The organism is Streptomyces sp. NPDC002888 (genome assembly GCF_042888465.1).
Lineage (GTDB): Bacteria > Actinomycetota > Actinomycetes > Streptomycetales > Streptomycetaceae > Streptomyces.
Genome location: NZ_JBIAPU010000001.1, coordinates 282,099 through 303,960, shown reverse-complemented (window position 1 = coordinate 303,960; position 21,862 = coordinate 282,099). Strand labels below are relative to the sequence as shown.

At 73.3% G+C, this 21,862-nt stretch carries 15 protein-coding genes; 13 read left to right on the top strand and 2 right to left on the bottom strand.

Annotation, left to right across the window (positions count from 1 at the left end; all coding sequences use genetic code 11):
• Positions 1-28: 28 nt before the first annotated feature.
• From ACFYWX_RS01305 to ACFYWX_RS01275, 7 genes are read left to right on the top strand one after another with little or no spacing between them, the layout of a single operon-like run.
• A complete protein-coding gene (locus ACFYWX_RS01305; protein WP_389421948.1) occupies positions 29-619 on the top strand; it encodes a phage baseplate assembly protein V in 591 nt (196 codons plus the stop codon).
• Positions 620-632: 13 nt separating this feature from the next.
• Complete coding sequence (locus tag ACFYWX_RS01300) at positions 633-980, top strand: hypothetical protein (RefSeq protein ID WP_389421947.1); 348 nt, start codon at positions 633-635, stop codon at positions 978-980.
• Positions 977-1,399 carry a GPW/gp25 family protein gene (locus ACFYWX_RS01295; protein WP_389421946.1) on the top strand — a complete coding sequence of 141 codons (423 nt, stop codon included), beginning with the start codon at positions 977-979 and terminating at the stop codon, positions 1,397-1,399. Before ACFYWX_RS01300 ends, ACFYWX_RS01295 begins: the two co-directional genes overlap by 4 nt.
• Positions 1,396-4,191 carry a putative baseplate assembly protein gene (locus ACFYWX_RS01290; protein ID WP_389421945.1) on the top strand — a complete coding sequence of 932 codons (2,796 nt, stop codon included), beginning with the start codon at positions 1,396-1,398 and terminating at the stop codon, positions 4,189-4,191. Before ACFYWX_RS01295 ends, ACFYWX_RS01290 begins: the two co-directional genes overlap by 4 nt.
• Before the next feature lie 6 nt (positions 4,192-4,197).
• Positions 4,198-6,777 (top strand): putative baseplate assembly protein, encoded by a 2,580-nt coding sequence (locus tag ACFYWX_RS01285; protein ID WP_389421944.1) that lies wholly within the window; start codon positions 4,198-4,200, stop codon positions 6,775-6,777.
• Complete coding sequence (locus tag ACFYWX_RS01280; RefSeq protein ID WP_389421943.1) at positions 6,774-9,068, top strand: hypothetical protein; 2,295 nt, start codon at positions 6,774-6,776, stop codon at positions 9,066-9,068. Before ACFYWX_RS01285 ends, ACFYWX_RS01280 begins: the two co-directional genes overlap by 4 nt.
• Positions 9,069-9,079: 11 nt before the next feature.
• Positions 9,080-10,381 carry a DUF6519 domain-containing protein gene (locus ACFYWX_RS01275; protein ID WP_389421942.1) on the top strand — a complete coding sequence of 434 codons (1,302 nt, stop codon included), beginning with the start codon at positions 9,080-9,082 and terminating at the stop codon, positions 10,379-10,381.
• Between the two features lie 400 nt (positions 10,382-10,781).
• Here ACFYWX_RS01275 and ACFYWX_RS01270 read toward each other — a convergent pair whose 3' ends face one another.
• On the bottom strand, positions 10,782-11,546 hold the full coding sequence (locus ACFYWX_RS01270) for a BTAD domain-containing putative transcriptional regulator (protein WP_389421941.1): 765 nt from the start codon (positions 11,544-11,546) through the stop codon (positions 10,782-10,784).
• A 434-nt stretch (positions 11,547-11,980) separates the two neighbouring features.
• On the opposite strand from ACFYWX_RS01270, the gene ACFYWX_RS01265 reads away from it, so the two are divergent.
• Both ACFYWX_RS01265 and lpdA read left to right on the top strand, forming a co-directional pair.
• Positions 11,981-16,006 carry a molybdopterin-dependent oxidoreductase gene (locus tag ACFYWX_RS01265; protein ID WP_389422161.1) on the top strand — a complete coding sequence of 1,342 codons (4,026 nt, stop codon included), beginning with the start codon at positions 11,981-11,983 and terminating at the stop codon, positions 16,004-16,006.
• A 131-nt stretch (positions 16,007-16,137) separates the two neighbouring features.
• Entirely contained in the window at positions 16,138-17,550 is a 1,413-nt protein-coding gene (gene lpdA / locus ACFYWX_RS01260; RefSeq protein ID WP_389421940.1) for a dihydrolipoyl dehydrogenase, read from the top strand.
• Between the two features lie 6 nt (positions 17,551-17,556).
• Here the strand turns inward: lpdA and ACFYWX_RS01255 are convergent, their stop codons facing one another.
• Complete coding sequence (locus tag ACFYWX_RS01255) at positions 17,557-17,859, bottom strand: winged helix-turn-helix transcriptional regulator (protein WP_389421939.1); 303 nt, start codon at positions 17,857-17,859, stop codon at positions 17,557-17,559.
• Between ACFYWX_RS01255 and ACFYWX_RS01250 the strand changes: the two genes are divergently transcribed.
• The 4 genes from ACFYWX_RS01250 to ACFYWX_RS01235 all read left to right on the top strand — a co-directional run bounded on the left by ACFYWX_RS01250 (position 17,858) and on the right by ACFYWX_RS01235 (position 21,858).
• Entirely contained in the window at positions 17,858-18,157 is a 300-nt protein-coding gene (locus tag ACFYWX_RS01250; protein ID WP_389421938.1) for a nuclear transport factor 2 family protein, read from the top strand. The two genes, ACFYWX_RS01255 and ACFYWX_RS01250, sit on opposite strands and share 2 nt — an antisense overlap.
• 200 nt (positions 18,158-18,357) lie before the next feature.
• Positions 18,358-19,677: an aminotransferase class I/II-fold pyridoxal phosphate-dependent enzyme gene (locus tag ACFYWX_RS01245; RefSeq protein ID WP_389421937.1), complete on the top strand. Its 1,320-nt coding sequence runs from the start codon at positions 18,358-18,360 to the stop codon at positions 19,675-19,677.
• Between the two features lie 32 nt (positions 19,678-19,709).
• Positions 19,710-20,603, top strand: coding sequence for a dihydrodipicolinate synthase family protein (locus tag ACFYWX_RS01240; protein WP_389421936.1), 894 nt, complete (start codon positions 19,710-19,712; stop codon positions 20,601-20,603).
• A gap of 7 nt (positions 20,604-20,610) precedes the next feature.
• Positions 20,611-21,858, top strand: a complete 1,248-nt coding sequence (locus tag ACFYWX_RS01235; RefSeq protein ID WP_389421935.1) for an MFS transporter — start codon at positions 20,611-20,613, stop codon at positions 21,856-21,858.
• Positions 21,859-21,862 lie beyond the last annotated feature (4 nt).

Genomic DNA, 21,862 nt, shown 5'->3' with positions numbered 1-21,862 from the left:
AGCCGGTGACCGCAAGGAGGCGTGCCGCATGACACGCATGGACGACATCGGCTACGTGGAGTCACCGGGCCTCCTCGGTCCCGCGCAGCGCGAGGAGGCTCAGGCGCCGGGTGCCCGGCGTTTCTACGGCAAGTACCGGGGCGCGGTGGTGCAGAACATCGATCCGCTGGGCATGGGCCGGCTGCTGGTGAGCGTGCCGGACGTGTTCGGGGTGTTCCCGACGAGTTGGGCGATGCCGTGCGTTCCCATGAGCGGACTGCAGTCGGGGGCGTTCGTCGTGCCGCCCCAACGGGCGGGCGTGTGGGTGGAGTTCGAGGGCGGAGACCCCGACCACCCGATCTGGACCGGCTTCTTCTGGGGCAGCCGCGCCGAGGTCCCGGCAACGGCCAACACGCTCAGGCCCGGCTCCCCGGCCTTCCTGGTCGAGACCACCGCCAAGAGCAGGATCGCGGTCAGCGACGCGCCGGTTGCGCCCATGAAGGGCAACGGGGTGCTGCTCCAGTCGCCGACCGCCTCGATCACCCTCGACAAGGCGGGCGTGACGATCACCGCGGCGAACATCAACATCGTCGGCCTCGTCAACATCAACAACGGCGCGCTCGTCGTGAAGACGGCGTGAGCGGAGGTCTGACATGCCGGGATTCGCTCTCTCCACGGCCGCGACCCTGACCTGCGCCCACCAGGGACAGGTCAGCCTGACACCGGGCCAGCAGCAGGTGCTGGCGGGCGGCGCGCCCGTGGTGACGACGGCCGACCTGAACGTCGTCGCCCCGTCCTGCACGCTGTCCTCGGCACAGCCGCCGAGCCCGTGCGTGAAGGTCGACTTCACCCCCGCCGCCTCCACCCGGGTCTTCGTACAGGGCCGCCCGGTCGTCCTGGAGCCCACCGGGCCGGGCGCGGGCCTGTGCCTGTCCGCCGCGCAGGCGCCGCAGGGGCCGCCCATGGTGTCGGCGGTCCAGCAGCGGGTGGTGGCGACATGAGCGCGCGCCCGGGCTCCCGCGACAACCTGGGCTCCCGCGCCCACCTGGCCTCCCGCGCCCACCTGGACTTCCCCTTCCACGTCGACGCACAGGGCCGGTCCGCCGCGACCGGCGACGAGGACCGGGTCCGCGACCTGATCGAGCAGGTGCTGTTCACCGTCCCCGGCGAGCGGCTCAACCGGCCCGACTTCGGATCCGGCGCGCTCCAACTCGTCTTCGCCCCGGGCGGCCAGGAACTGGCCGGAGCCGTCGAGTACTCCCTCCAGGCCGCCCTCCAGCGCTGGCTCGCCGACCTCGTCCAGGTCGACCGGGTCGAGGTCGAGACGGAGGAGGGCGCGCTGCGGATCACGGTCTCCTACGTCCTGCTCGCGACGGGCCGGCAGACGGCGGCCGTGCTGGAACGGGAGGTCGGCCGATGACTGACGTGCGGAGGGCCGGCTCGACCGACGTGCGGCCCTGCCTGCCCGGCGAGCGCGCCGACCGGATCCGGGCGGCCGGGCTCGGCGCGGTCGTCGCCGTGGACGTGGACCGTGCGACCCGCACCCTGCGTGTGCTGCTCCTCGGCGCCGCCCCCGAGCCGCTGCCGGAGCCGCGGGCGGTGCGGATCGAGGGGCCGGGGCGGGCCGTGCGCGCGCTGTCCGTACGGGTGGAGGGCAGCCCGCCCGAGACCCGGCAGGCCACCCTCCTGGTGACCCTGGACCGCCTCGGCGACGGCTGCCCGTACACGCTCGCCCTCGTCGACCCCGACCACCCGGGCGCCCCCTTCCCCGGCTTCGACCCCCGGCACAGCGGCGCCCCGTTCACCTTCGCGGAGGAGGCCACGTGCGCGCCCGTCGACGCGGAGAGCGTGCCTCGGCCAGTCCCGGCGTTCGACTACCTCGCCAAGGACTACGCGAGCTTCCGCCGGCTGATCCTGGACCGGCTGGCGCTGACGGCACCGCAGTGGACCGACCGGGAGGTGCCGGACCTCGGCGTCACCCTCGTCGAACTCCTCGCCCACGTCGGCGACCGGCTGTCGTACCGTCAGGACGCCGTCGCCACCGAGGCCTACCTGCACACCGCCCGGCTGCGCACCTCGGTCCGCCGCCATCTGCGCCTGGTCGACCACCGCCTGCACGACGGCTGCAACGCCCGCACCTGGGTGCACCTGGAGGTCGCCGAGAACGCCGTACTGCGCGCCGGTACGTACTGGTTCGCCACCGCGCTGCCCGGCCGCCCGCCGCTCCTTTCGGAGGCGGACCTGCGCACCCCCACCGCCGGCTTCGAGCGCTACGAACCCGTCCTGCCCGCCGACCTGGTGCTGCGGCCCGCCCACAACCGGATCCGGTTGTGGACCTGGGACGGTGAGGAGTGCGTGCTGCCCGCCGGGTCCACCTCGGCGACCCTCGTCGACCCGGCCCCGGACAAGGGGCGGCGCCTGCTCGACCTCGCGCCCGGCGACGTCCTCGTCCTGGAGGAGGTACGGGGTCCCACGACCGGTGTGCCGGGCGACGCCGACCCGCGCCACCGGCAGGCGGTGCGGCTCACCGCGGTCGAGAGGACCTGCGACCCCGTGCACGGGCAGCCGCTGCTGCGGGTGACCTGGGCCGAACAGGACGCGCTCGCGTTCCCGCTGTGCCTGGCCGCCGTGGGCGGTGACGGCTGCTGTCTGTTCGAGGACGTCACCGTGGCCCGCGGGAACATCGTGCTGGTCGATCACGGCAGCAGCGCCGGGCCTCCCGTACGGCTCACCGCGCCCACCCCGGCCGCCCGGCCGGTGCGGTGCGCCGGGCTCGGACGCCCGCAGCGGGACGAGGCGCCGCTGCGGTGGCTGCCCCGCCTGGACGCCGGACCGCTCACCCGGCGGGCCCCCTACCCCGACCCGGCCCGGGTGGCCGCCGCGCAGGCCCGGCTGCTCGCGGCGATCCCGGGCCGGGCGGCGGACGCCGTGGCGGAGATGTACCGGCGCGTAGTGGCGGGCGGCCCGCTCCGCCCGGACGACCTGGCGCTGGCCCGCACCCTGTGGGGCAGACAGGCCGTCGCCGACTCCGGCCTGGAGCGGGCGCGCGACACCGCACGGCGGCGGGCCGCCCTGGTCCTGCTGCGCTCCCGGTCCGCCGCCCTGCTGGCCCGCCGCACCGACCGCCTCGCCCGCCTCGCCGCGCGCGCCCGCGACGGCGTCCCGCTCGACGCCGACACCGCCGCCGAGGTCGCCGCGGCCTGGGGCGCCGGTCTCGCCGCGGGCCTCGACCCGGCCGACCCGCGCGTCGCCGGGCCCGCGTCGACGGCACTCACCCAGGATCCCCGTGCGGCCCTGCCCCACCTGGCACTCACCTCCGGCGACGAGCGGTGGGCGGCGCGGGCCGACCTGCTGGACAGCGGGCCCGACGACCCGCACCTCGTGGCCGAGGCCGAGGACGACGGCACCACCGGCCTGCGCTTCGGCGACGGACGGCTCGGCCGGGCCGTGTCACCCGGGCAGGAGTTCCGGGCGAGGCCACGCGTCGGGAACGGTCCCGCGGGCAACACCGGTGCCGACACGGTGGTGCACGTCGTCGTCGGCGCCGCGACCGACGCCCTCGTCACCGCCGTACGCAATCCGCTGCCCGCTACCGGAGGCACCGCGCCGGAGCCGGTCGCCGAGGCGCGGCGGCTCGGCCCCACCGGGTACCGGCACGGTCTGCGGCGGGCGGTCACCGCCGACGACTACGCCGCCCTCGCGGGCGAGGTGCCCGGGGTGCAGCGGGCGGCCACCGACCTGGCGTGGACCGGAAGTTGGTACGAGGCGGACGTCGCGGTCGACCCGCTGGGGCGGACCTGGCCGCCGCCCGCGCTGCTCGAGGCGGTGCGCACCCGGCTGGAGGGCGTCCGGCGGATCGGGCACGACCTGCGGGTGGATCCGCCGCGCCTGGTCCCGGTCGACGTACGGCTGCGGCTGTGCCTGGCGGCGGACGCGCGGCGCGCCGCCGTGGAACGGGAGGTGCGCGCACGGCTGGCCGGGCTGTTCCATCCCGACCGGCTCACCTTCGGCAGCGACCTGTACACCGGCCGGCTGGTCGCCGAAGCGATGGCCGTGCGGGGCGTGCTGTCGGCGACGGTGCGGCGGCTGGGCCGCGCCGAGGTCGCGGTTCCGCCGGTGCCCGCGGACGGGGTGCTGGCGTTCGGGCCGCTGGAGATCCCCTCGCCGCCGTCCGACGGGACGTTGGTCATCGATCTGGTGGGAGGACGGTGAACGCTCATGTGCGCCACCGATGACGGCAGTTGCGGCTGCGGCGGTGCCGCGGACCCTTGTGGTTGCGTCACGCAGCCCCCGACCCCGCTGCCCACGGACAATCCGCCCGGCGCGTCGGCCCTGCGCGCCCGGGTGGGCACGCACCCCGCCTTCCTCGCGGCGATGACCCGGTCGCTGGCCGGCTCCGCGCACCCCGAACTCGCCGCGCTCACCACCCGCGACCCGTCCGACCCCGCCCTGGCCCTGCTGGACGCGTGGGCCTGCGTGGCCGACGTGCTGACGTTCTACCAGGAGCGCATCGCCGACGAGGGCTACCTCGGCACCGCCACCGAACGCCGCTCCCTCGTCGAACTGGGCCGCTTGGTCGGCTACCGCCCGCGCCCCGGCCTCGCGGCCGACGGCCGGCTCGCCTACACCCTGGACCCCGACCCGGCCGACGTCCCGGTAACTGTCCCGGCCGGGGCGCAGGTGCGCAGCGTGCCGGACCCGGGCCAGGAATCCGTCCTCTTCGAGACCGACGAGGACCTGGTGGCACGGCCCTCCTGGGCGGAGCTCCGGCCCCGCCTGCGGCGGCCGTCGCTGCTGACCCGGGGGAGCGCGGGGCGGCTGCGGGTGGTGTACGCCGACGGGCTGAGCACGGGTGTGGCACCGGGGGACCGGCTGCTGTTCCACTTCGACGACGGGGACCCTCCGGTCGTGCGGTTCGTGGAATTCGTACACGCGGACACGGAGGCCGGGCGGACGGCCCTCGTGCTGCGGGAGGTGCTCACGCTGCTCGAAGACGACGGGGGCGGAGAAGAAGAGCCCGAGTTCGTACGGCTCGACGCGCTGCGGGTGCGGGCCGCGCCCTTCGGGGCGGCCGCGCCGCTGAAGCGGAGGGCCGTGGTCATCGGCATCGAGGCCGCCGCCGACCCCGATTTCGAGGAATGGCCGCTGGACAAGTCGCTGTACGAGGTGGACGACGAGATGCTCCGGCTCCCGCTGGACGGCGACCACCCCAGGATCATCTCCGGTAGCTGGATCGTCCTCGACTCCCCGGACGACGACGGTCGGCCGTTCCATGTCAGCGCTGTCCGCAGCACCGGCCTGGCGGCCTACGGGATCTCCGCACGCATCACCGAACTCACCCTGGACCAGCCGTGGTTCACCTGGGCGGACGACCTGCGGCTGACAGCCCACCGCCCCTACACCGTGCACGCCCAGGGCGAGGCCCTCCCGCTCGCCGACGAACCGGTCGACGACCCCGTCGAGGGCGACCGCATCGACCTCGACCGTGTCGTCACCGGGCTGCCCCCGTCCCGTACGGTCCTCGTCACCGGCACCCCCGTCGACGGCACCGAACCCACCGGCGAGGTCGCCCGCATCCTGACCACCGAGGCGGTCACCGACGCCCACCGGCCCGGCGCCGTCCCGTACACCGTCCTTTGCCTGGCCGCCCCGCTGCGCCGCGCCTACCGCCGCGACACCGTCACCGTGTGGGGCAACGCCGTACGCGCCACCCACGGCGAGACGAAGGAGGAACCCGCGCTCGGCAGCGGCGACGCGTCCCGGCCCGGACAGCGCTTCACGCTCGGGCAGCATCCGCTGACATACACCGCAGCACCCGACAGCGACGGCGAGCAGGCCCAACTCACGGTCCGGGTGGGAGAGTCGACCTGGCACGAGACGGCCGAGATCGCGCGGGCCGGTGCCGAGGAGCACGCCTACGAGCTGCGCACCGACGACACCGGCACCGCCACCGTCACCTTCGGGGACGGCCGGCACGGAGCCCGGCTGCCCACCGGCACCGCGAACGTCGCCGCCCGCTACCGGGTCGGCCTCGGGCGGGCGGGCAACCTGCGCGCCGGACAGCTCAGCCAGCCGCAGACCAAGCCCCTCGGGATCGCCGCCGTCACCAACCCGCTGCCCACGAGCGGCGGTACGGACGCCGACACCGACGCCGCGCTGCGCGGCCGGGCCCCGCTGCCGACGCTCGCCATGGACCGCCTGGTCGGTCTGCGCGACTACGCCGACTTCACGCTCGCCCGCGCGGGCATCGGCAAGGCCGTCGCCGACCGGCTGGCCGTCGACGGGCGCGAACTCGTCCACGTCACCGTCGCCGGGGTCGACGACGCCCCCGTCGAGCCCGACTCCGGCGTCCTCACCTCCCTGCTCACCGCGTTCCGCCGGTACGGCGACCCCGGCATCCCGGCCGCCGTCGCGCCGCGCACCCGCTTCAACCTCGTCGTCCACGCGCGCGTGGGCATCGAACCCGACCGGACGGCCACGCTCCTGGAGCCGCACCTGAGAGCCGCCCTCGGGCGCGTCTTCGGCTTCGACGCACGGGAGTTGGGGCAGGGCGCGTACCTGGCGGAGGCCGTCGCCGCGCTCCAGGGCGTGCCCGGCGTGGTGTTCGTCGACGTACGGCGGTTCGGCGCCACCCGCGGCACCACCCCCGCCGACGCGGACACCGTCACCGGCGTCGCGGCCCACGTCCCGGCCCGCCCGGCCCACGTCGGCGACACCGGCGTCCTGCCCGCGGACCTCGTCGTCGCGGCACCCGACCTGCCCCGCTTCACCGTGCTGCACCTGGAGGTGACCCCGTGAGCCCCGCCCCGCCACCCGACCGCCTGTACGAACTGCTGCCCGCCCTCCACCGCATCCGGGACGAGGAGCGGGGCCATCCGCTGCGGGCGCTGCTGCGGATCGTCGAGGAACAGGTCCGCGTCGTCGAGGACGACCTCGACACCTGGTACGCCAACTGGTTCGTCGAGACGTGCGAGGACTGGGTGGTGCCGTACATCGGCGCCCTCGTCGGCATCCCCACACCCCCCGCCCTCCCGCCCGGGGCGGTCCGCGCGCCAGTGCCCCGGCCGGCAACGTTCGCCCCGTCGCGACGCCCGGCACGCACTCTCGCCGCACCGGCCGAAAGCCCAAGTACATCCAGTACGAGGACTTCCGGCCGGCACGCCGAGAGCACGCACCGGCCGCCGCTCCTTACCGGGCAAACGCTGCCCGCCGGGGCACCGGCCCCGCGCCGGGACGTCGCCGACGCCGTCGCCAACCGGCGCCGCAAGGGCACCCCGGCCGCACTCGAAGCGGTCGCCCTGGACAGCTCCGGCTGGCCCGCCCGCGCGGTCGAGCTGTACCCGCGCCTGGTCCGCGCCCAGCACACCCGGCACGTACGCCCCGACCGTCCCGCCACCCTCGATGTGCGCGACGCCCTGGCCTGCGCCCGGCTCGGCGGCCCCTTCGACGACGCACCGCACCTCGTCGACGTACGGCGGCCGAACAGCACCGCCACCCGCGGCCTGCACAACATCCCCAGCCTGGCGCTGTTCGTGTGGCGGCTGCGGGCCTTCCCGGTCACCCGGGCGCCCGCGTTCTGCATCGACCAGCGCTACAGCCGCTACCTGGTCAACGTCCTCGGCATCGACACCCCGTTGTTCGTCCCGGCGGGCCCGGACGCGGCGACGGGCGAGGTGCCGCGTCCGCTGGGCCGCGAGGAGTTCGCGGCCGCACCGACCGAGTTCTACGGGCCCGGCCGCAGCCTGCGGATCTGGCGCGACGACCCCGACCGGCCCGTACCGGCCGACCGGATCGTCGTCGCCGACCTCACCGACTGGCGCTACCGGCCCCACCCGGGACGGGTCGCCGTGGACCCGGTCCTCGGCCGGATCGCCTTCCCACCCGACGAGGCACCCGAGGACGGGGTGTGGGTGAGCTGGCACTACGGCTTCAGCGACGCCATGGGCGGCGGCGCCTACGCGCGGCCGGTGACCCCGGTGGGCGGGCGCAGGCTCTATGTGGTCGGCGGAGGGGAAGGCCTCGGCTCCATCACCGCCGCGCTGCGCCGCTGGCGCGCCGACAAGGAAGCCGACAGGGAAGAGGCGGAGAAGGACGGCAGGCCGACGGACCCAGCCCTGCACGACGTACTGATCGAGATCCGCGACTCCGCCGACTACACCGAGGCCCTGCGCATCGACCTCGACCCCGACGACCGCCTCGAACTGCGCGCCGCGCCCCGACAGCGTCCCGTGGTACGGCTGTTGAACCAGAACGCCAACCGCTTCGACGCGCTCACCGTCCGCGCCACCGGGAAACAGCCCCCGCCCGGCACGCCCGCCGACTGCCCGCCGCCGGCCGCCCGCAGACCACGGCTGGTCCTCGACGGCCTCGTGGTCACCGGCCGCAGCCTCGACGTGGTCGGACAGATCGGCGAGGTCGTCGTACGCCACTGCACGCTGGTGCCCGGCTGGGAGCTGGACCACGACTGCCGCCCCCGTTGGGGCGAGGAACCGTCCGTCGAACTGCGCCGCACCACGGCCCGGTTGAGGGTGGAGCACTCGATCATCGGCACCGTCGTCGTCGACCAGGACGAGACCCGCGGCGAGCCGCTGACCGTCGAGATCCTCGACTCGGTCGTCGACGCCACCGACCGCGAACTGCCCGCCCTGACCGGCCCCGAGGACCGCGTCGCGCACGCGGCACTCACGCTGCGCCGCTGCACCGTCCTCGGCGGCGTCCGCGTCGACCTCCTCGCCCTCGGCACGGACAGCGTCATCACCGGCTGCCTGCACACCCGCCGCCGCGGCGCCGGCTGCCTGCGCCACTCCTACGCGCCGCCCGGCCACCCGGGCCCGCCCCGTCATGCCTGCCTGCCGACGCCCGACGAGCCCGCCCTGCGACCGCACTTCACCAGCACGCGCTACGGCCACCCCGGCTACGGCCGGCTGCACCCGGCCTGCGATCCGCGCATCGCCGCAGGCGCCGAGGACGGCGCCGAGATGGGCGCCTTCCACGACCTGTACCAGCCGCAGCGCCTGAGCAGCCTCCTCGGCCACCTCGCCGAGTACGTGCCGCTCGGTGTCGAAGCAGCCGTCATCACCGCGACCTAGGGGGACCCGCCGTGCACGGCGACTTCTCGAACATCACCTTCTCGCCCGACCGCCACTACTCCACCGTCTTCGACCTCCAGGGCCGCGTCGGCCTGGACGCCAACCGCAACGAACAGACCGCCATCCTGCTGCACGCCCTGCGCTCGGCCATGGCCGACCTCGTCGGACCGCACGCCGGGCCGCAGAGCCGCTGCGGCTTCAAGATCAGCAAGGTGCGCGCGGGTGACTTCGTCATCGGCGCGGGCAGCTACTACGTCGACGGCATCCGCGTCGACAACCCCGCCGACGTCAACTACACCGACCAGCCGTACGCCTTCATCGACCCGGACCGGGACGCCGACCGGCTGCCGCCCGACCGCTGCCTCGTCTACCTCAAGGTGTTCGAACGCCACGTCACCGAGGTCGAGGACCCCTCCCTGCACGAACCCGCGCTCGGCCCCCACCACCCCGACTCCGGCAGCCGCGCCCAGGTGGTGTGGCAGGTCCGGGCCCGGCCGCTGCTCCCGGAGGAGGACCCCCTGGAGTGGATCACCGCCCAGCGCACACCCCGCTTCACCGGCGTCCTCCACGTCCGCACCACCCGCGACGGCGAAGGCGGCGACGGCGGCTCGGACGACCCCTGCGCGATCGCGTCCCACGCCCCCTACACGGGGGAGAACCAGCTCTACCGCGTCGAGATCCGCCACGGCGGCACCGCCCGCGAGGGCGCCGGCTTCGTCTGGTCACGGGACAACGGCTCGGTCATCCACCCCGTCCTGGACGGCACGGGCACGACGCTCCGCCTGACGACCCTCGGCCGCGACCGGCACACCGCGCTGCACCCCGGACAGTGGGTCGAACTGGTCGACGACACGGTCTCCCTGCGCCCCGAACTGGGCCTGCCGCAGCCCGCACCCCGCCTCCACCGAGTGGAGGACATCGACCCCGACACCCTCACCGTCACCCTCGACAAGCCCCCCGCCACACCCCCGAACCGCGCCCACCACCCCTACCTCCGCCGCTGGGACCACACCCCCTCCGCCTCGACCCCCGACGGCGCGCTGCCCCTCACCGAGGGCGACTGGATCCCCCTGGAACACGGCATCGAGATCCGCTTCGAACGCGCCCCCGGCCGCGCCGACCACCACTACCGCAGCGGCGACTACTGGACCTTCCCCGCCCGCCGCACCCTCCCCGGCATCCTCTGGCCCCACCCCCAGGGCACCCCGCCCCACGGCGTCCCGTACCACTACGCGCCCCTGGCGGTCCTGACCGGCAAGGACATCAAGGGCTTGCGGACGGCGTTCGGGGTGGCGCTGGCGGAGGGCGTGTAGGGCCGAGACAGGCCACGCACGGGAAATCGAGACTGGCCGCGCACGGGAAAACCAAGAGATGAGCGGCCCCCGATCGTCGACAATCCACGCGTGGCCACCTCGGACGTCGACAGGACTGAAGGCGGCCCGTCCCCCCGGTCCTCCCTGCCCGCGTCGGCCGGACGTACCTTCGGCGCGATCCCGCCATCGGCACTGGTACTGCTCGGCATCGTCAGCCTTCAGGCGGGCTCAAACCTGTGCTGCTACCTGGCGGAGGCCCGGATGCCGCTGGGGATCGCGGTGACCATCGAGCTCCTCGGGCCGCCGGCGGTGGCCCTCGCCGGGTCGAGGCGATGGCTGGACGTTTCTGGGCCGTGCTCCCGGCTTCCCGGGCGCCTGGCTCCTCGCCGACGCAGCCCCGTCAGTCGTCGACCCACGCGCACGCCGGCAGCATCGCCGTGAACCCCGCCGAAGGCGCCAGACCCAGTTCCTGTTCCAGCAGGGACCGGAACACGCGGTAGTGGCGGACCGCCTCCAGGACATTGTGTTCGGCGAGGTGCACGGCGACGACCGCGCGGTGGGCGCTCTCGCGGAGCGGCTCGGTGCGGACGCTCTCGAGGGCGGCTTCGAGAGCGAGTCCGGGCCGGGCCTCCGCGAGGTACTGATGGGCGAGCGCGTCGAGGGCGTGCAGGCGGAGTTGGCGCAGGCGCTCCCGTTCGAAGAGGACCCAGTCGTCGTCCCAGCCGGGCAGCAGGTCCCCGGCGAAGAGCAGGTGCCGGGCGAGCCCGGGGTCGGCGGAGCGCGCGTCGACGACGTGCAGCGCCGAGTCCGTCAGGGCGCGGACGTCCACGCTGACCGTCTCGGCGAGCGACAGCATGTCCCCGTCGCTGCGCACCAGCGGCTCCCGCCCCCGGTGCAGCCGCCACAGCGCCGTACGCAGGCTGCCGTGAGCGCGTTCCTCCGTGGCGTCGGGCCACAGCGTGCCGGCGACGACCGTACGGGTCCCGTGCCGACGCAGGCCGAGGTAGGCGAGCAGCCGCTGGGCGGCGACACCGACGTCGACCGCCGCCGTGCCGTAGTCGAGGGTGAACCGGCCGAGCAGACACAGCCGGGGCGCCGAGGGGCGCTCACTCGTGGCGAGGCCGCCGACCCGCTGGTACGTCACTGTCCTGCCGTCGACGGCCATGGCACCCTCCCCGGCGCGGTGTGCGGGTGAGGAACTCCCCACAGTCGTCAGGAACTTCACCGTACGCCAAACCCTGACAAGAGAGACCAACCACCCGCAAAGATCATCCTTGTGGGGCACTTGGGTCAAAGGGGAGCAATAGCGCGATTGTGGCCCCAGGGGAAGCCGGGGCGTGACGTTCCTCACGTGCATCGCCCGAAAGTCCCGCTCACACCGTCCGTGGCCGCCCTGTGCGGCGCGCTTAACCGGCCATGAGCCGCCGAAGAGACACCGGCGTAATGAGTCGTCCGTAGGGTCATGAACGGTCGAACCATGTCGAACGCACAGCCAGTCGAACACAGCAAAGGGGGGCGCCCGTGGCCGCGCCGGACTCGCGGAGCGACCGCACAGCGAAGGTGCGGACGGTCTGCTCGTACTGCGGGGTGGGCTGCGGCATGGTCCTCGACATCGGCACGGGCCCGGACGGCCGCCGCAGCGTCCTGAAGGCGTCCGGCGACAAGGAGCACCCCGCGAACTTCGGCCGGCTGTGCACCAAGGGCGCGACCACCGCCGACCTGCTCGCCGCCCCCGGCCGGCTGACCACTGCCCTCGTGCGGTCCGACCGGGGCGAGGAGCCGGAGCCCGCCCCTGTCGACGCGGCGATCACCGAGACCGCACGCCGCCTGCGCGCGATCCTCGACGAGCACGGCCCCGACGCGGTCGCCCTCTACGTCTCCGGCCAGATGAGCCTCGAAGCCCAGTACCTCGCGAACAAGCTGGCCAAGGGCTTCCTGCGCACCAACCAGATCGAGTCGAACTCCCGCCTGTGCATGGCCAGCGCCGGAACCGGATACAAGCTGTCCCTCGGCGCCGACGGCCCGCCCGGCTCCTACCAGGACTTCGACAAGGCCGACGTCTTCCTCGTCATCGGCTCCAACATGGCCGACTGCCACCCGATCCTCTTCCTGCGCATGATGGACCGCGTGAAGTCGGCGGGCGCCAAGCTGATCGTCGTCGACCCGCGCCGCACCGCCACCGCCGAGAAGGCCGACCTGTTCCTCCAGGTCAAGCCCGGTACCGACCTGGCCCTGCTCAACGGCCTCCTGCACCTGCTGCACGCGGGCGGCCACACCGACCCCGACTTCATCGCCGCCCACACCGAGGGCTGGGAGGCGATGGAGGAGTTCCTCGCCGAGTACCCGCCCGCGACCGTCGCCGAGATCACCGGCATCCCGGAGGACGACCTGCGCGAGGCCGCCCGGCTGATCGGCGAGGCGGGGGAGTGGACCAGCTGCTGGACCATGGGCCTCAACCAGTCCACCCACGGCACCTGGAACACCAACGCCCTGGTCAACCTCCACCTGGCGACCGGCGCGATCTGCCGCCCCGGCAGCGGACCCTTCTCCCTCACCGGCCAGCCCAACGCCATGGGCGGCCGCGAGATGGGCTACATGGGCCCCGGCCTGCCGGGCCAGCGCTCCGTCCTCGTCGACGCCGACCGCGCCTTCGCCGAGGAACTGTGGGAGCTGCCCCCCGACACCCTCCGCGCCGACGGCGTCGGCAAGGGCACCGTCGAGATGTTCCAGAGGTTGGCCGACGGCGACATCAAGGCCTGCTGGATCATCTGCACCAACCCCGTCGCCTCCGTCGCCAACCGCAAGACCGTGATCGAGGGCCTGGAGGCCGCCGAGTTCGTGGTCACCCAGGACGTCTTCGCCGACACCGAGACCAACGCCTACGCCGACGTCGTCCTGCCCGCCGCCCTCTGGACCGAGACCGAGGGCGTCCTCATCAACAGCGAACGCAACCTCACCCTCGCCCAGCCCGCCGCCGACCCGCCCGGCGAGGCCATGGCCGACTGGCGGATCATCGCGGCCGTCGCCCGCGAGATGGGCTTCGAGAAGGGCTTCTCCTACGACAGCGCCGAACAGGTCTTCGAGGAGATCAAGGGTGCCTGGAACCCCAAGACCGGCTACGACCTGCGCGGCGTGACCTACGACCGCCTGCGCTCCACCCCCGTCCAGTGGCCCGCCCCCACCGCCGACGGCCCCGACCGCAACCCCGTGCGGTACGTGGCCGACGACGGCTCGCTCACCTTCCCCACCCCCAGCGGCCGCGCCGCCTTCCACGCCCGCCCGCACCTCCCGCCCGCCGAGATGCCGGACGACGACTATCCGTACGTCCTGAACACCGGCCGCCTCCAGCACCAGTGGCACACCCTGACCAAGACCGCCAAGGTGGCCAAATTGAACAAGCTCAACCCCGGCCCCTTCGTCGAGGTGCACCCGCAGGACGCGGCCGGCCTCGGCATCGCCGACGGCGACTCGGTGGAGGTCGCCTCCCGCCGCGGCCGGGCCGTACTGCCCGCCGTCGTCACCGACCGGGTCCTCCCCGGCTCCTGCTTCGCGCCCTTCCACTGGAACGACCTGTTCGGCGAGTACCTGAGCGTCAACGCGGTGACCAGCGACGCCGTCGACCCGCTGTCCTTCCAGCCCGAGCTGAAGGTGTGCGCGGTGTCGCTGACCAAGGTGGCCACCCCGGTCACGTTGTCCACCCCGATCACGTCGACGACGCCGGTCGCGGCATCCACGCCCGTGACGGCGACCCCGGCGCCGGTGGTCGTGGAGCCCGCCGCCGTCGTGCCCTCCGCGGCCGCCGCCTTCGGCATCGAACCCACCCCGCCGCCACACCTGACCGAGACCGAACGCCGGTACCTCGTCGGCTTCCTCGCCGGCGTCCCCGTCGGCGCCCCCGGCGTACCGGTCCTGCCGCCCGACGCCCCCTTCAGTCCCGAACACGCCCTGTGGGTCAACGGCACCCTCGCCGGCATGTACTCCAGGGCCACCACCATCCCGCCGACCCCGCAGACGGCCCGCCGCCAGGTCGTGATCCTCTGGGCCTCGCAGACCGGCAACGCCGAGGACTTCGCGGCCGCCACCGCCGAACGCCTCACCTCGGGCGGCCACACCGCCTCCCTCGTCGCCATGGACCAGGCCGACCCCACCACCCTGCCCTCCGACGCCGACCTGCTCCTCATCACCAGCACCTTCGGCGACGGCGACGCCCCCGACAACGGCACCGGCTTCTGGGACACCCTGGCCGCCCCCGACGCCCAGCGCCTGCAGGGACGCCGCTACGCCGTCCTCGCCTTCGGGGACTCCTCGTACGACGACTTCTGCGGCCACGGCCGCCGCCTCGACGAGCGCCTCGACGAACTCGGCGCGGTGCGGCTGGCACCCCGCACCGACTGCGAACCCGACTACGAGAGCACCGCTCAAGCCTGGCTCGACGAGGTGCTCACCGCCCTCCACGACAGCCCGCGGCCCCCGCTCGACGCGCCCAGGACCTCGCGTCCCAAGCGGCCCGCCCCCGTCACCGCCCGCCTGACCGGCAACCGGCTGCTCAGCCTGCCCGGCGCGGACAAGGAGGTCCGCCGCTTCACCTTCGACACCCGCGACAGCGAAGAACCCCTCGTCTACGAGGCGGGCGACGCCCTCGGCGTACGGCCCCTCAACGCCGTCGGCCTCGTGACGGAGTGGCTGGCCGTGACCGGCCTCGACGCGCACACGCCGGTGCAGGTCACCGGCGTCGGCGAGACCCCGTTCAGCGACGCCCTGCTGCGCCACCTCGACATCACCCGCATCACCCCCGACCTGCTGCGCTTCGTCGCCGACCGCGCCCGCGACGCGCGCGAGCTGCGCAAGCTGCTGCGCCCGGACAACAAGGGCGAGCTGGCCAAGTGGTCCTGGGGCCGGCAGGCCGTCGACGCCGTCGCCGAGTTCGCCGTACGGGCCGACGCCCAGGAGTGGACCGACGCCCTGGGCCGCCTCCAGCCGCGCCTGTACTCCATATCCTCCAGCCCGCTCACCGACCCCCACCTGGTGTCCCTGACGGTCTCCGTGGTCCGCTACGAGAACCTGGCCGGCCGCCCCCGCCAGGGTGTCTGCTCACCTTTCCTCGCCGATGCCGAACCCGGCACCGAAGTACCGGTCCACGTCCAGCAGTCCCCGCACTTCTGCCCGCCCGCCGACCCCACCACCCCGATGGTGATGGTCGGCCCCGGCACCGGCGTGGCACCCTTCGTCGGCTTCCTCGACGAACGCCGCGCCCGTGGCCACCGCGCCCCCAACTGGCTCTTCTTCGGTGAACAGCACCGCGCCACCGACTTCTACTACGAGGACGACCTCACCGCCCACCTCACCGAGGGCACCCTCACCCGCCTGGACACCGCGTTCTCCCGCGACCAGCGCGCCAAGGTCTACGTCCAGGACCGCATGCGTGAACACGGCTCCCACCTGTGGTCCTGGCTGCAGGACGGCGCCCACTTCTACGTCTGCGGCGACGCCTCCCGCATGGCCAAGGACGTCGACCAGGCCCTGCGCGACATAGCCGTCGTCCACGGCGGCCTCACCGAGCAGGACGCGGCGGCGTACGTGAAGCAGCTCGCGACGGAGAAGCGGTACGCGCGGGACGTGTACTGACCGACGGACCACCACGGATCGGCGGGGGCGCTGTTGCGTTGGTAACACGCGGTGATCCGCGTGGCGAGCGACGGGCCGGAGCGAAACAATCACGGGGACGGACTCACGGCGGACCCACGGAGGAACTCCCCATGGTCGAGCAGGACGAGCACTTCGACGTCGTTGTACTCGGTGCCGGCCCCGGCGGCTACGTCGCCGCCATCCGCGCCGCCCAACTGGGCAAACGGGTCGCCGTCATCGAGGAGAAGTACTGGGGCGGCGTCTGCCTGAACGTGGGCTGCATCCCCACCAAGGCCCTCCTGCGCAACGCCGAGCTCGCGCACATCGTCACCCGCGAGGCGAAGACCTTCGGCATCAAGGTCGACGGAGAGGTCTCCTTCGACTACGGCGAGGCCTACCGCCGCAGCCGCAAGGTCGCCGACGGGCGCGTCAAGGGCGTCCACTACCTGATGAAGAAGAACAAGATCACCGAGTTCGACGGCCGCGGCACATTCGTCGACCCGCACACCCTCCAGGTCGCCGACTACGACGGCAACACCCGCACCATCGGCTTCGACCACTGCATCATCGCCACCGGCGCCACGCCGAAGCTGCTGCCGGGCACCCGCCGTACGGCCCGCGTGGTGACGTACGAGGAGCAGATCCTCGCCGAGGACCTGCCCCAGTCGATCGTCATCGCGGGCGCCGGCGCCATCGGCATCGAGTTCGCCTACGTCCTGCACAACTACGGCGTGAAGGTCACCGTCGTCGAGTTCCTGGACCGCGTCGCCCCGCTGGAGGACGCCGACGTCTCCGCCGAACTCGCCAAGCAGTACCGCCGCCTGGGCATCGACGTGCTCACCTCCACCCGGGTCGAGTCGATCGACGAGTCCGGCCCCCAGGTCCGCGTCACCGTCACCGGCAAGGACGGCGCCCAGCAGGTCCTGGAGACCGACAAGGTCCTCCAGGCCATCGGCTTCGCCCCGAACGTCACCGGCTACGGCCTGGAGAACACGGGCGTGACGGTCACCGAGCGCGGCGCGATCGACGTCGACACCCGCTGCCGCACCTCCGTCCCGCACATCTACGCCATCGGCGACGTCACCGCGAAGCTGATGCTCGCGCACGCGGCGGAGGCGATGGGTGTGGTGGCCGCGGAGACGATCGCGGACGCGGAGACGATGGAACTCGACTACGTCATGATCCCCCGCGCCACCTACTGCCAGCCCCAGATCGCCAGCTTCGGCTACACCGAGGCCCAGGCCCGCGAACTCGGCCACGACATCAAGGTCGCCAAGTTCCCCTTCACCGCCAACGGCAAGGCCCACGGCCTCGGCGATGTCACCGGCTTCGTGAAACTCATCAGCGACACCCAGTACGGCGAACTCCTCGGCGGCCACCTGATCGGCCCGGACGTGACCGAGCTGCTGCCCGAACTCACCCTGGCCCAACAGTGGGACCTCACCGTCCACGAGGTCGCCCGCAACGTCCACGCCCACCCGACCCTGGGCGAGGCGGTGAAGGAGGCGGTCCACGGCCTGGCGGGCCACATGATCAACATGTAGCCCTTCTCAGGGGGTGCGCGAGTCCGCACCGCGGTCGCCGGTGGCTCGGTCGTGGTCGGCGCGCGCCTGGCGAATGTCGGAGCGGTGCGCCACGGCCCACTCGTGGAGCGCGCTGATCGGCGCGAGCAGGGTGCGGCCCAGCTTGGTGAGTTCGTAGTCGACGCGGGGCGGCACGGTGGGGTAGGCCGTGCGGCTGGCCAGGCCGTCGCGGACCAGTGCGCGCAGGGTCAGGGTCAGCATCCGCCGGCTGATCCCGTCGATCTCGCGGTGGAGTTCGTTGAACCGGTGGGTGCGCTCCCCGAGCCGCATGACGATCAGACTGCTCCACTTGTCGCGGGCGGAGCCGTCACCGCCGCCCCGGATCACGCGTCACCGCATCCAGCACCCGAACCCACGCCGCAGCATCAGCCTGAAGAGGGTCATCGCCGACGGCGAGTACGTCGCGTTCCACCACCACTTCCAGATGTCCGCCGACGACCGCGGAGCGTCCGTCGTCGACATCTTCCGGGTTCAGGACGGCAAGGTCGTCGAACACTGGGACGTCATCCAGCCGATCCCGGAGAAGTCGGCCAATGACAACACCATGTTCCGAGGGGCGATGACATGAGGGAACCACTGACCAGGACGACGGCGCCGGACTGATAGTGATGCCCGCGCTGACTTGGTCGGCCGCCTTGTCGTAGACATCGCCGTTGCGGTTCATCCACACCGGGTTGTGGTCACTTGCTCCATTCTCGCGCAGCGGGCGCGTAGGCAACTGTTTTGGCATAGGACAAAAATGCTACGGTGGGTGCAGGAGGTGATCACATGACGATCAGCGGCACGACCGCGGCTGAGATCGCGGGCAGTGTGCGGGACCAGGTCTCTTCAGGTGAGCTGGCGCCGCGAGCGGTGCTGCCCCCGGTGCGGACGCTCGCCGCCGAGCTGGGGGTCAACCGGAACACGGTCGCCCTGGCGTACCGGCGGCTGGTCGAGGCCGGCGTGGCCGAGACCCGGGGCCGCGGCGGCACGGTGATCGCGGCGGTGCCGCAGCTCGCCCGCGAAGGTGTCGGTGCAGGGGGCGCCTCGACCGACCTGGCCAGCGGCAACCCCGACCCGGAACTGCTGCCGGACATCCTGGCCGTGGTCCGGCGCGGACGCTACCGCCGGCCCCTGTACGGAGTGCCCGCCGTCGACCCTGGGCTCGCCGAGTGGGCCTCCGCCGACTTCGCGGAGGACATCGAGCAGCCGTTCCGGACGCTGGTGGCGCACGGAGCGGTCGACGCCACCGAACGCCTCCTGAACGCCCACCTCGCCCGCGGCGACCTGGTGGCGATCGAGGATCCCTGTTTCCTGGCGAGCATCGGCACCCTGCGACTGAACGGCTACCGGTCGGTGCCGGTCCGGGTCGACGGCGCCGGTATGCGGCCCGACGCCCTGCGGGCCGCCCTGGAGGACGGTGCTCGTGCGGTGGTCTGCACACCCCGTGCCCACAACCCGACCGGCGCGAGCCTCACCGAGGAGCGGGCAGCCGACCTGCGCGCGATCCTGGCCGGCCACCCCCAGGTCCTGGTCATCGAGGACGACCACTTCTCGGCGGTCTCCGCACGGCCGTACCACCGGATCACTCCCCCGACCACGGCACGCTGGGCGCTGGTGCGGTCCTTGTCCAAGTTCCTCGGCCCGGACCTGCGTCTCGCTCTCCTGGCCGCCGACCCGGAGACCACCGCCCGCCTGGAGGCGCGGCTGAGCGCCGGCACCACATGGGTCAGCCACCTGCTGCAGCACATCTCCCGCGAACTGCTCCTCGATCCCGCCGTCCACGAACTCCACGAACGGGCCCGCGAGACATACACGCATCGCAGCGGCCTGCTCGTCGGGCAGTTGCACGCCCAGGGCATCGAGGTCCCCCACCGGCCCGACGGACTGAACGTGTGGGTCGAACTCGACGTCGACGGCCGGTCGGTGGCCGACGCCCTGGGACAGCGGGGCTGGGCGGTACGGCCCGGCCACGTCTTCGTCCCTGACGGTTCCGCCCACCGGGGCGCCGTCCGGGTCACCACCTCCACCATCACCGAGCCGCAGGCTGAGGCATTTGCCGCTGAACTGACCTCAGTCGTGGCGGACTTGCGCGCCGCAGGCGCATAGCCACCCGTTTCCTCCCCCTCGAAGGAGCGACCATGTTCCATGGCCTCAGTGCCTTCCCCCTCACACCCACCGACGAGCACGGCATCGACGACACGGCGTACGCCGCGCTCGTCGCCCGCCTCGCGGCCTCGGGGGTGGACTCCATCGGCGCGCTCGGTTCCACCGGCGGCTACGCCTACCTCACCCGGGAGCAGCGGGCCCACGCCGCGAGGATCGCGGTCGAGGCCGCCGGCGGGGTTCCCGTCATGGTCGGCATCGGCGCGCTGCGCACCGCGGACGTCCTGGCGCTGGCCGAGGACGCGCAGCGGGCCGGGGCCTCAGCCGTGCTGCTCGCACCGATGACGTATCAGCCGCTCACCGAGGACGAGGTGTTCGGTCTGTACGAGGAGGTCACCCGCGAGCTGTCGGTGCCGCTGTGCGTGTACGACAACCCCAGGACCACGCACGTCGATTTCAGCGACGAGCTGCACGGCGGGATCGCCCGGTTGCCGAACGTGCGCTCGATCAAGATCCCCGGCGTGCCCGACGACCCGGCACGGGCGAAGGCCCGCGTCGACGCGTTGCGGACGCTGGTCCCCGAGACGGTCACCATCGGTGTGAGCGGCGACTGGACGGCCGCCCGTGGTCTGAACTCGGGGTGTGACGCCTGGTACTCGGTCCTCGGCGGCACCTTCCCGCAGACCGCGCTCGCCCTCACCCGTGCCGCCCAGGCCGGTCATGCGGGCACGGCCACGGAGCTGTCCGACGAACTCGAGCCGCTGTGGGCGCTGTTCCGCCGCCACGGCGGTCTGCGTGTCATGTCGGCCGCCGCTTCGCACCTCGGCCTGACGAGGGAGCCGAATCTGCCGCGTCCCCTGCGCGGGCTGGACGAAGCAGCACGTCAGGGCGTTGTCGCCACGCTGGACGCCCTCGGGCTCACTTCCTGAGCGCGCCATGAATCGTCAGCACTCCGCGACCGGGGCGAACGCGACCGGCGTGTCGCCTCCACTCGCCGTCCGCAGGGGCGGCCTGGCGCGCTACGTCGTCGCCGCGGCCCTGGCCCGGACTGCCGACGGAGGAGCGGTCGTCGCCGTCGTCCTCCTCGTCACCTCGTCGGGAGGTGCGGGGACGCTCGCCGGTGTGCTCGGCGCGTGTATCACCGCACCGCACCTGTTCGGCCCCTTCGTGGCCCGCCCGCTGGACCTCGCGCGGGACGGACGCAAGGTCATCGCCGTGGCCTGTCTGCTGTATGCCGCCGCGCTGACCGCGGGTGTACTGACGTACGCCACAGTGCCCGCCCCGGTGACGGCGCTGCTGCTGGCTGTGGCCGGCACCTGCGGCCCCCTGCTGACCGGCGGCATCAGCAGCCGGCTGCCCGCCATCGCCGGTCCTGGACTGCGCACCCAGCGCCGGGCGCAGGGCTGGGACGTGGCCACGTACGGTATCGGCGGCACCGTCGGTCCGTCCCTGGTGGCGGCCCTGTCCGGCGGGACCTCCCCCGCTGTCGCCGCCCTTGCCCTGGCGGGCGGCGCCGGTGTCGCGGCGGGGTGTGTCCTCCTTCTGCCCCACGCGCCCGCGGCTGTCGGCCGGGACAGAGCCGCGATTCTCAAGCCGGGCCCCACCCTGGTCCTGGTGGCCCGCACCGGCCCTCTGCGGCGCACCGTCTACCTGACCATGATCGTCGCGCTGGGCGTCGCCGCGCTGCCGATCACCGCGGTGCACATGACGGAGATCCTTGGGGTCGGCGCGTCCACCGCGGCGGTGCTGACCGCCGCCTACGGACTCGGCAACCTCACCGGCTCCGTGGCGGTCATGGTGGCCCCGCTCACCGGCGACCCCGACCTCCTCATGCGCCGCCTCGCCCTGGGGGTCGTCATCGGTCTCGGCCTGATCTCGGCGAGCCACAGCCTCGTGCTGTCGGTGGCGGCATACGGGGTCACCGGCATCCTCAACGCCCTCTTCTTCGCCGCCACTCTCGCCGCCCGCACCGAGTACGCGCCCGCCAAGGTGCGCGGCCAGGTCTTCATCTGGGTCGCGGCACTCAAGATCACGTCGGGATCCGCGGGCACCGCCCTCGCCGGTTCTCTCACGGGTCTGGACGTACGGCTGCCTCTCGTCCTCGGTATCACCGGGATCACGGCAGCCGTCCTGGCGGCGACGTTCGACAAACGGTCCGCCACGAGGCTCACCGGCCCCGCGTGACGCG

Coding starts and splice junctions, on each gene's coding strand:
- ACFYWX_RS01305 (WP_389421948.1), top strand. CDS start 29: ATGACACGCATGGACGACATCGGCTACGTGGAGTCACCGGGCCTCCTC.
- ACFYWX_RS01300 (WP_389421947.1), top strand. CDS start 633: ATGCCGGGATTCGCTCTCTCCACGGCCGCGACCCTGACCTGCGCCCAC.
- ACFYWX_RS01295 (WP_389421946.1), top strand. CDS start 977: ATGAGCGCGCGCCCGGGCTCCCGCGACAACCTGGGCTCCCGCGCCCAC.
- ACFYWX_RS01290 (WP_389421945.1), top strand. CDS start 1,396: ATGACTGACGTGCGGAGGGCCGGCTCGACCGACGTGCGGCCCTGCCTG.
- ACFYWX_RS01285 (WP_389421944.1), top strand. CDS start 4,198: ATGTGCGCCACCGATGACGGCAGTTGCGGCTGCGGCGGTGCCGCGGAC.
- ACFYWX_RS01270 (WP_389421941.1), bottom strand. CDS start 11,546: ATGGCCGTCGACGGCAGGACAGTGACGTACCAGCGGGTCGGCGGCCTC.
- ACFYWX_RS01265 (WP_389422161.1), top strand. CDS start 11,981: ATGGTCCTCGACATCGGCACGGGCCCGGACGGCCGCCGCAGCGTCCTG.
- lpdA (WP_389421940.1), top strand. CDS start 16,138: ATGGTCGAGCAGGACGAGCACTTCGACGTCGTTGTACTCGGTGCCGGC.
- ACFYWX_RS01250 (WP_389421938.1), top strand. CDS start 17,858: ATGACGATCAGACTGCTCCACTTGTCGCGGGCGGAGCCGTCACCGCCG.
- ACFYWX_RS01255 (WP_389421939.1), bottom strand. CDS start 17,859: ATGCGGCTCGGGGAGCGCACCCACCGGTTCAACGAACTCCACCGCGAG.
- ACFYWX_RS01245 (WP_389421937.1), top strand. CDS start 18,358: ATGACGATCAGCGGCACGACCGCGGCTGAGATCGCGGGCAGTGTGCGG.
- ACFYWX_RS01240 (WP_389421936.1), top strand. CDS start 19,710: ATGTTCCATGGCCTCAGTGCCTTCCCCCTCACACCCACCGACGAGCAC.
- ACFYWX_RS01235 (WP_389421935.1), top strand. CDS start 20,611: ATGAATCGTCAGCACTCCGCGACCGGGGCGAACGCGACCGGCGTGTCG.